Source organism: Muribaculum sp., from assembly GCF_029051885.1.
Lineage (GTDB): Bacteria > Bacteroidota > Bacteroidia > Bacteroidales > Muribaculaceae > Muribaculum.
Map to the genome: position 1 here is coordinate 1 of NZ_JAIDKI010000256.1, position 8674 is coordinate 8674.

Annotated in this window: 8 protein-coding genes; 4 read left to right on the forward strand and 4 right to left on the reverse strand. The window is 54.3% G+C overall.

What is annotated here, in order from left to right; genetic code table 11:
• Nucleotides 1–285: 285 nt before the first annotated feature.
• Entirely contained in the window at nt 286–540 is a 255-nt protein-coding gene (locus tag K2I50_RS10570) for a type B 50S ribosomal protein L31 (protein WP_068960063.1), read from the forward strand.
• A gap of 211 nt (nt 541–751) precedes the next feature.
• Here K2I50_RS10570 and K2I50_RS10575 read toward each other — a convergent pair whose 3' ends face one another.
• The 4 genes from K2I50_RS10575 to pyrE form a co-directional block, all read right to left on the reverse strand.
• On the reverse strand, nt 752–1261 hold the full coding sequence (locus K2I50_RS10575; RefSeq protein ID WP_301026314.1) for a hypothetical protein: 510 nt from the start codon (nt 1259–1261) through the stop codon (nt 752–754).
• Nucleotides 1262–1292: 31 nt separating this feature from the next.
• Complete coding sequence (argH, locus tag K2I50_RS10580) at nt 1293–2633, reverse strand: argininosuccinate lyase (RefSeq protein ID WP_301026315.1); 1341 nt, start codon at nt 2631–2633, stop codon at nt 1293–1295.
• Nucleotides 2634–2770: 137 nt separating this feature from the next.
• Nucleotides 2771–3205, reverse strand: coding sequence for a hypothetical protein (locus tag K2I50_RS10585; RefSeq protein WP_301026316.1), 435 nt, complete (start codon nt 3203–3205; stop codon nt 2771–2773).
• 115 nt (nt 3206–3320) lie between these two features.
• Nucleotides 3321–3971 (reverse strand): orotate phosphoribosyltransferase, encoded by a 651-nt coding sequence (pyrE, locus tag K2I50_RS10590; protein WP_301026317.1) that lies wholly within the window; start codon nt 3969–3971, stop codon nt 3321–3323.
• Nucleotides 3972–4147: 176 nt separating this feature from the next.
• On the opposite strand from pyrE, the gene ilvA reads away from it, so the two are divergent.
• Genes ilvA through K2I50_RS10605 form a run of 3 tightly spaced genes read left to right on the forward strand, consistent with a single transcriptional unit; the run spans nt 4148 to nt 8588 of the window.
• On the forward strand, nt 4148–5353 hold the full coding sequence (ilvA, locus tag K2I50_RS10595; RefSeq protein WP_301026318.1) for a threonine ammonia-lyase: 1206 nt from the start codon (nt 4148–4150) through the stop codon (nt 5351–5353).
• A 6-nt stretch (nt 5354–5359) separates the two neighbouring features.
• Nucleotides 5360–6256 carry a DUF5106 domain-containing protein gene (locus K2I50_RS10600; protein WP_301026319.1) on the forward strand — a complete coding sequence of 299 codons (897 nt, stop codon included), beginning with the start codon at nt 5360–5362 and terminating at the stop codon, nt 6254–6256.
• Between the two features lie 55 nt (nt 6257–6311).
• The gene (locus K2I50_RS10605; RefSeq protein ID WP_301026320.1) at nt 6312–8588 is read left to right on the forward strand and encodes an alpha-N-acetylglucosaminidase; all 2277 of its coding nucleotides are present in this window, start codon (nt 6312–6314) and stop codon (nt 8586–8588) included.
• Nucleotides 8589–8674: the final 86 nt, after the last annotated feature.

The following is an 8674-nucleotide window of genomic DNA, read 5'->3' on the forward strand; positions in this document are numbered from 1 at the left end:
CCTATCAGGCTCTTATCGAGTATTATTAAATCATTCCTACAGATATCGTTGATATATAATCCCCCGTATTGCCGTTTGCATTGCACACGGCTCTCCGCTTTCTTATGCTATCATGGCGTGAAACGTCGGAAAATGTGAAGATGTGTAGAAATAGACTGTAAAAAGTTTGGCGGAGTGGATATTAATCCGTAACTTTGCCGCGCCATTACGAATCGGGGCACATTAGAGACGGCTCCGGCGCTTGACGGCGTAACTAATAATGTACACAACAAAACAGACATCACGATGAAAGCAGACATCCATCCTTCCAACTACCGCGAAGTAGTGTTCAAAGATATGTCTAACGACGAAATCTTTATCACCCGTTCGACCGTTGCCTCTAAGGAGACTATCGAGGTAGATGGCGTGACCTATCCTCTGGTAAAACTGGAAATCACCAGCTCTTCTCACCCCTTCTTCACCGGCAAGCAGAAGCTCGTTGACACCGCAGGCCGCGTAGACAAGTTCATGAGCCGCTACGGCAACCGCAAGAAGAAGTAATCAGGAAGTCTACTGACATCCCCTTATACCGCTCGGGCTGATATCAACCGATATCAGCCCGAGCGTTTTTTTTGTATTCAGAGCTTGTTTAATGATAAATGTTACCGTCATGGGGGCGGTCATTCGTCGAGCAGATTTTCGCTTGTAATGAGGTCGTTATGGGTTTGGCTTGTTCCATAACGACCGAAGAGCAGGCGGAAATATGCCGCTGTCAGTTGGCGAGAATGTATCCGCCAAGCGAAGAGGGGCGCGGGGTGTAGCGCTTGAGGCCCCATTTGTGCTGGAAGGCGGGGCCTGACACCGGCGACCCGAAGTGCTCGCACACATTGTATTGCGAGCCGCATTGCGGGCAGGTGGCGAGCTGTGTGTCGGAATTGTAGGCGACGCGTACCGACTGCTTGCGCTCTACCGGGCAGGCGAGGTCGTAGAGCAGAGGCATGTTTTCGAGGTCGCCTACGAGCAGCAGCCCTCCGAATCCTGTGGCCGACAGGTCGCTGTAATGGAAATTTTTAGGCTGTTGGTCGGCGCTGTTGCCTGTGTGTATGAAACTTCGGCCCTGGCCGAAAGCGTGTACGCCGTAAATGTCCCATGTGCCCTGTCCCGAAAGGTCTACATGGACCGGTGCATAAGGTATGCGTTCGCTGTCGACTGTATCGTGGCACGAAACAAACGACAGCGAGCATATGATTGCCGACGCTATGGCATATGGCAGTCTTGACATAGGCTTGGAATATGAGCAGAGGGGTGTTGCCTTATCGGCCCAGGAGTGAATCTACGGCAGTGTGGTAGGTGGCGAAGTCGAATGAGTCGACGGTCTTGTCGAACAATGCACGCAGGGCGTCGTTGCAGAGATTGCCAATCGAGCCTTCGTGGGTATGGTCGACGGTCTTGCGCGCGGTGAAGTTGCCGTTCTCGATGTCGAGTCCTACTTTCTTGTAGGCGTCGCGGAAAGGCATTCCGGCTACTACGAGGCGGTTGACTTCCTCGACGGAGAACATGAGGTCGTAGCGCGGGTCGGCAAGAATCTCGGTGTTGACCTTTATCTCGCCCACCATGCGTGTCACCATCGACAGGATGTCGGCAAGAGTGTCGAATGCCGGGAGGAAATTCTCTTTTACGAGCTGTAGGTCGCGGAAGTATCCCGAGGGGAGATTGTTGGTTATGAGCGTTATCTCGTAGGGGAGGGCCTGTAGCTTGTTGCACTTGGCGCGTGTCAGCTCAAACACATCGGGATTTTTCTTGTGGGGCATTATCGACGAGCCTGTCGTGTACTGGTCGGGCAGCTTGATAAAGCCGAAATTCTGGGAGTTGAACAGGCATGCGTCGTAGGCGAGTTTGCCGACAGTGGCGGCTATCGATGCGAGAGCCTGCGCCACTATGCGCTCAGTCTTTCCGCGTCCCATCTGTGCGTATACCACATTGTAGTTCATCGACTCGAATCCGAGCAGACGGGTGGTCATCGACCTGTCGAGAGGGAATGATGAGCCGTAGCCTGCGGCAGAGCCGAGCGGGTTGCGGTTGGCCACCTTGTAGGCCGCCGACAGCACGGTTAGGTCGTCGATGAGCGACTCGGCATAAGCGCCAAACCACAGTCCGAACGATGAAGGCATAGCCACCTGCAGGTGAGTATATCCGGGCATCAGCACATCCTTGTAGCGTTCGCTCTGGTCGACGAGGGTGTTGAATAGCGATGCCACAGCGTGGGTGGTGGCTTCGATACGTTCGCGGGTGAAGAGTTTGAGGTCTACGAGCACCTGGTCGTTGCGTGAGCGGCCTGAGTGTATCTTCTTGCCGGTGTCGCCGAGCCTTCGGGTGAGCATGAGTTCCACCTGCGAGTGCACGTCCTCCACGTCGGGCTCGATTGAGAAGTCGCCCTTTTCGATTATGCCGTAGATGTCGCGCAGTTCGGCTGTAAGGATGTCGAGCTCTTCCTTGGTGAGCAGTCCTACCGACTGGAGCATGGTGATATGGGCCAGCGAGCCGAGCACGTCGAAGCGTGCGAGATACATGTCCATCTCGCGGTCGCGGCCTACGGTATATGTCTCTACGTCAGTGTTTACCGTTACGTTCTTTTCCCAGAGTTTTGATGCCATGATATTATAAACAGAATAGAGTGATTGTTTCATCGTAGCATTGTGGCGCCGGGGCACGGCGTATCCTGCTCGATGGTAAGACTGTCCGGAAATATACCCCTTGCCTGAGAGCGGGATTATTTCCGGATAGTTTATGCTTAGATTTTTACGATGTTGGCAATCATTTCGCCGAACTTCTCGGCCGACTGCTTCAGCATAGGCTCGATTTTGGGGCCGATCATCGGCTTGAGCATTGCGGGTATGTCTACGTCGATGGCTGTCTGCACTTCGGTGAGTTCGGGAGTCTTTGCTTCGAGGTTGATAGCCATGAACATGGGGATGGGGGCGTTTTCGGCCTGCAGGGCGATGCGCTTGTCGGGGATGCGTTCGCTTACGCGGAGTGTAATCTCTCCGAGCATGTTGTGAGGTATCACGATAGTGTCGGTGGTGAATTTCACCTCGCCCAGCTGCGAGCGTACCTCTTCCGGCAGTTTGGCCACAAGGTCCTCGAATTTAGAAAAATCGCTTATGCGGGCATATATTGCCGATGCGGCCATATCGACCTCTTTCGGCTGGCTTTTGTATGATGTCATTTGATGTCGATTTGTGTCGGGGTGTGGATAGATGCATGGGGAAACCGGGCCTGCGGGCACGATTTCCCCATGCGCATTTTATTGTAATACGGCCGTTATGACGGGCCGTAGCGTATTACTCGGCGTTTCCGGTGTGGGGATTCCAGGCGGCAGGGTCTTTGCGCCATTCCTTGAGGGTCTCGAGGTGTTCGGGACGGATGTATTCGGTCTCTACGGCAGCCTCGAGCATTGCGTTGTAATTGCTCAGGGTGATGAGTTTCACGCCGGCTTCGTTGAAGCGTTTCACCGCCACGGGGAAGCCGTAGGTAAACATCGCGGCCATGCCTACTACCTCACATCCGGCATTGCGTATTGCCTCGACAGCTTTGAGGCTGCTGCCACCGGTTGAGATGAGGTCCTCGATTACAACTACTTTCTGGCCGGGCTTCAGATTGCCTTCGATAAGGTTTTCGAGGCCGTGGTCCTTGGGAGCGGAGCGCACATACACGTAAGGCAGACCAAGCTCGTCGGCAATCAGGGCACCCATGGCGATGGCTCCGGTGGCTACACCTGCGATGGCGTCGGGGCGCTCGAAGTTTTCCTGAATGATACGGCAGAGTTCTACCTTGATGAAAGTTCGTAGCTCAGGATAAGAGAGAGTCTTGCGGTTGTCGGTATATATCGGCGAGTTCCATCCGGAAGCCCATGTGAAAGGTACGTCAGGCTGGAGTTTAATCGCACTGATTTTTAACAACTTTTGTGCAACGAGACTTTCTAATTTTTTCATCTTCTTATTGATTAGTTAATTTGCGAGCACAAAGGTAGTGGATTATGGTGCAATATTCAAAAAAAAGAGGTTAAAAGTCTGTTGCATTTTTTTTACCGAATTGTTTAAATTTGCTACATTTGCATCGAAGAGGGAGGAAGTCTTCTCTCTGTACAATATATTAAAAAGCTCGTATAATGTCGACAGTTCTCCAATTGACTGATGTATACCGTGCCGCCCACGTGCTCAAGAGTGTAGTGCGCCGCACCGAATTGATACACGCTCCCAAGATTAATCCCGAAAGTACCATATATATCAAGCCCGAGTGTCTCCAGCATACCGGTTCGTTCAAGCTCCGTGGGGCTTACTATAAGATATCGCAGTTGTCGGAAGAGGAGAAATCCCACGGTGTGATTGCCTGCTCGGCCGGCAACCATGCCCAGGGGGTGGCTCTCGGAGCCAAAGCCAACGGCATAAAGTCGCTGATATGCCTGCCTGAAGGCGCCCCTATCTCCAAGGTGGAGGCTACCAAGAAGTATGGTGCCGAAGTGAGGCTCGTGCCCGGAGTCTATGACGACGCCTATGCCGAGGCACTGCGTCTGCGCGACAAGCACGGATACACGTTTGTACACCCCTTTGACGACCCGCTGGTAATTGCCGGACAGGGTACCATAGGTCTTGAGATAATCGACGAGATGCCCGACGTCGACGCTGTAATCGTGCCTGTTGGCGGCGGCGGACTGATATCCGGTGTGGCATTTGCCATCAAGTCGATTAATCCCAATGTAAAGGTCTACGGAGTGCAGGCCACCGGTGCTCCGAGTATGGTCAGGTCGCTTTCCGGCGGCGAGCGCATCACACTCCCCTCTGTATCGACTGTGGCCGACGGTATCGCTGTCAAAGAGCCGGGCGAGCATACATTTGAGCTCTGCCGCGAGTATGTCGATGATATAGTCACCGTCACCGACGACGAGATTGCCGCCGCAATCCTGGCCATGATGGAGCAGGAGAAACTGGTGGCCGAAGGTGCCGGAGCTGTAGCTGTGGCAGCGGCCATGTTCGACAAGGTGCCTGTCAAGGGCAAGAAGGTGGTATGCCTTGTGTCGGGCGGCAACATCGACGTTAATATGCTGAGCCGCGTCATCAACCGCGGTCTGATAAAGAGCGGACGCCAGTATGCCGTCACCATTGACCTCAGCGACAATCCTGGCGTTCTGGCCCACGTCAGCAAGGTGGTAGGCGAGCTTGGCGGCAATATCATATCCGTGACCCACGAGCGCATCTCGACCGACACTCCGATTGCCAGCTGCACTCTGCGTCTTGTAATGGAGACCCGCAACCACGAGCATATCGAGATAATACGACGCGGTCTTGCCGAGGCCGGCTATCAGGTAGTAAAATAATCGTCTATGAGACGACGCATTTTTTTAGTGGCTGTGATAGCCGCCGCGATAGCCTTGGTTTATGCCGGAGCCGACGCCTCGTCGGCCGCGACCGATGGTTCCGTCCGCGAATTTCCGTTGCCGGAGGTCCCCGCATCTCTGACGAAACCATCAGATAGGGCCGATTACCTGCTGACACGTTTCTGGGACGGTCTTGACTTTTCCGGCAAGGATTCCTGTGTCCGCGATACGGCGTTCATGGAGCAGAGTTTTGTCGACTTTCTTAGTGTCATGCCTCACGCCTCGTCCGACAGTGTGCGCGATAAGGCTGTGGGCAACCTGATTGCGAGGGCCACCACCGACTCTCTCGCTCTTGACCTCACCGGCTGGCTGGCCGAGACGTATCTCAACTCTACCGACTCGCCGATGTACAGCGAGGGCACATATATCATGTTTCTTGACCGGCTCGCTTTCTCCGACAGTGTCGACGAGGCCATGCGCGAGCGTTATGCGGCACAGTTGCACGACATCGACTGCAACCGTCCGGGCGCCGTAGCCGCAGATTTCCGGTATACCGGTATCGACGGACGCAGCTCCACACTGCTTGAGCTTACCGCCGCCCACGACAGCACGCTGCTGGTGTTCTACGACCCCGACTGCAACGATTGCCATACGCTTATCGACTCTCTGAGCCACGACGCCGACGTGTGCGGTGCTGTCGGTGCCGGCTCGATGGCTGTCATGGCTCTGTACCCCTACGACGATACGGAACTTTGGCGCAGTACGGCCGGAGAGCTCCCCGCCGGATGGATTGTGGCACAGTCAACAGTCGCAATCGATGAAGATGGCATGTATTATCTGCCTCGTACCCCCCGCACATACCTTCTTGACCGTAGCGGACGTATACTCCGCGTGAGGGAATAATCCGCCCTCCCTGTCGGTAATAAGTAAGTCGTAAAAATTATTACTTAACTGAATAATGAAAGTATTTCTCTCCGCGATGGCGGCGCCCCTGATCCTGGCCGTGCCGGTGTCGTCGCTTTCGGCCAACCGGTCGGCAACCGACGACATTGAGGCAGTAGCACGCCTTACACGTCGTGTGGTTCCGTCTGTGGCCGAAACAATCAGATATGAACTGATTCCCGCACAATGCGACACCTTTGCGGTGACTGCCGACAACGGCTCGGTAGTGATAAAAGGCAACAATGCCATATCCATGGCCGTTGGTCTCAACAATTATCTGCGCCGCGACCTTGGCGTGAGCGTGTCGTGGTTTGCCGACGATTCCGTGCAGGTGCCCGATGTAATTGTACTCCCTTCAGCCGGCTATGGCGGTAGAGCGGCTGTCGGCGAGCGCTTCTTTCTCAACTACTGCACTTTCGGCTATACGATGCCCTACTGGAGCCGGGGCGACTGGGAGAGATTTATCGACTGGATGGCCCTCAACGGCATAAACATGCCTCTGGCAATGACCGGACAGGAGCGTACGTGGCAACTGACATGGCGCAGCCTCGGGCTTGACGACCAATCCATATTATCGTCATTCACCGGTCCGGCACACCTCCCCTGGCACTGGATGAACAATATCGACCATTTCCAGGGGCCTCTCACACAGTCGTGGATCGACAGCCAGGAATCGCTCCAGCGCCATATCCTTGAGCGTGAGCGCGAGCTTGGCATGACTCCTGTGATGCCCGCTTTTGCCGGACATGTGCCTGACGGATTGCGCGCGCTATATCCCGATGCCCGGATATCGTTGCGCTCACAGTGGTCGGGATTCGAGGATAAGGACCGCTGCTGGTTTCTTGACCCGTCAGATCCGCTTTACTCTACCATACAGAATACATTCCTGGCCATACAGGATTCGATATACGGTACTGACCATATCTATGGCATAGACCCGTTCAATGAAGTGGATTCACCCGACTGGAGCGAGGGATATCTGCGCGGGGCCTCTTCGGGCATATATTCGACTCTGCGCGATGCCGACCCCGATGCACGCTGGCTTCAGATGACATGGAATTTCTACTACGACCGCAAGCACTGGACCAAGCCGCGCATCAAGGCGTTTCTTGACGGTGTGCCCGATGAAAATCTGCTGCTGCTCGATTATTTCTGCGACCGTAAGGAGATATGGCGCATGAGCGATGCATATTTCGGTAAACCCTTCATATGGTGTTATCTCGGCAATTTCGGCGGCAATACAATGCTGGTAGGAGATATGGCCGATGTCGACAGAAAGATATCTGCCGCACTTGCCGAAGCCGGGAGCAATCTTGTGGGCATAGGCGGCACTCTCGAGGGATTCTCGATGAATCCGGTGATAGACGAATATGTATTTGCCAAGGTGTGGGAGCCGGGTCTCGGATATCGCGAATGGGCCGACCGATGGGCCGGCTCGCGTGGCGCTAAAGTGTCGGAGGCTGTAACCGGGGCGTGGCGCATCCTTGCCGACAGTGTATACATAAAATGTACGAGGGTAGGGGAGGCCTGCCAGACTAATTCGCGTCCGTTTATCGATAAGCCAACCGGCGGATATACCAACTCGTCATACCGTTATTCGCAGCATTCACTTGTCGAGGCGCTCAGACTGATGCTTTCCGACGAGAGAGCGTGGAGCAATGCGGCTCTGTCGCGCGATGCTGTCAATGTAGGGCGGCAGCTGCTCGGCAATCATTTTGCGACAGTGCGCGACAGTTTTGTTACGGCCTATCGCGGTATGGATATAAAGGGAGCTAAGCGCTATGCCGCAGTCATGGAGGATATAATCGTCGGTATAGATACTCTGATGTCGACAAATCCCAATACCACACTTGCAAAATGGGTGGCGTCGGCACGCGCTTTCGGTGAGACTCCACAACAGAGCGACAGCCTGGAGGTGAATGCACGTACACTCCTTACTGTGTGGGGGCTTCCGGGAAAGAAACTCAACGACTATGCCAACCGCCAGTGGTCGGGGCTGCTTTCGGATTTCTATCTGGAGAGATGGAAGATGTTTGCCGATGCGGTAATCTCGGCCATGGAAGAGGGGCGTGAATATGACGAGGCGGCATTTGTCGAGTCGGTAAAGGCATGGGAGGGAGAGTGGCCGGAAATGAGCATGCGGTCAGGACGGCGACATGCGGCAATGCCTGCTCAGAGCACAACCACTCCCGAGGATGCTGTCAGGCTGGTAAGAACTGCCGTTGGCAAATATTTTCCGGAGATATTGAAGAATACATCTGAAATAAATACAAAAATATATCAACTATATTAAACAAATTAACTCCAGTCGGTCAATCGCCGGCATCTTTCCGCCTGCGCCTCGGTCGTTATGGAACCCCATAACTCCCTCATCACAAG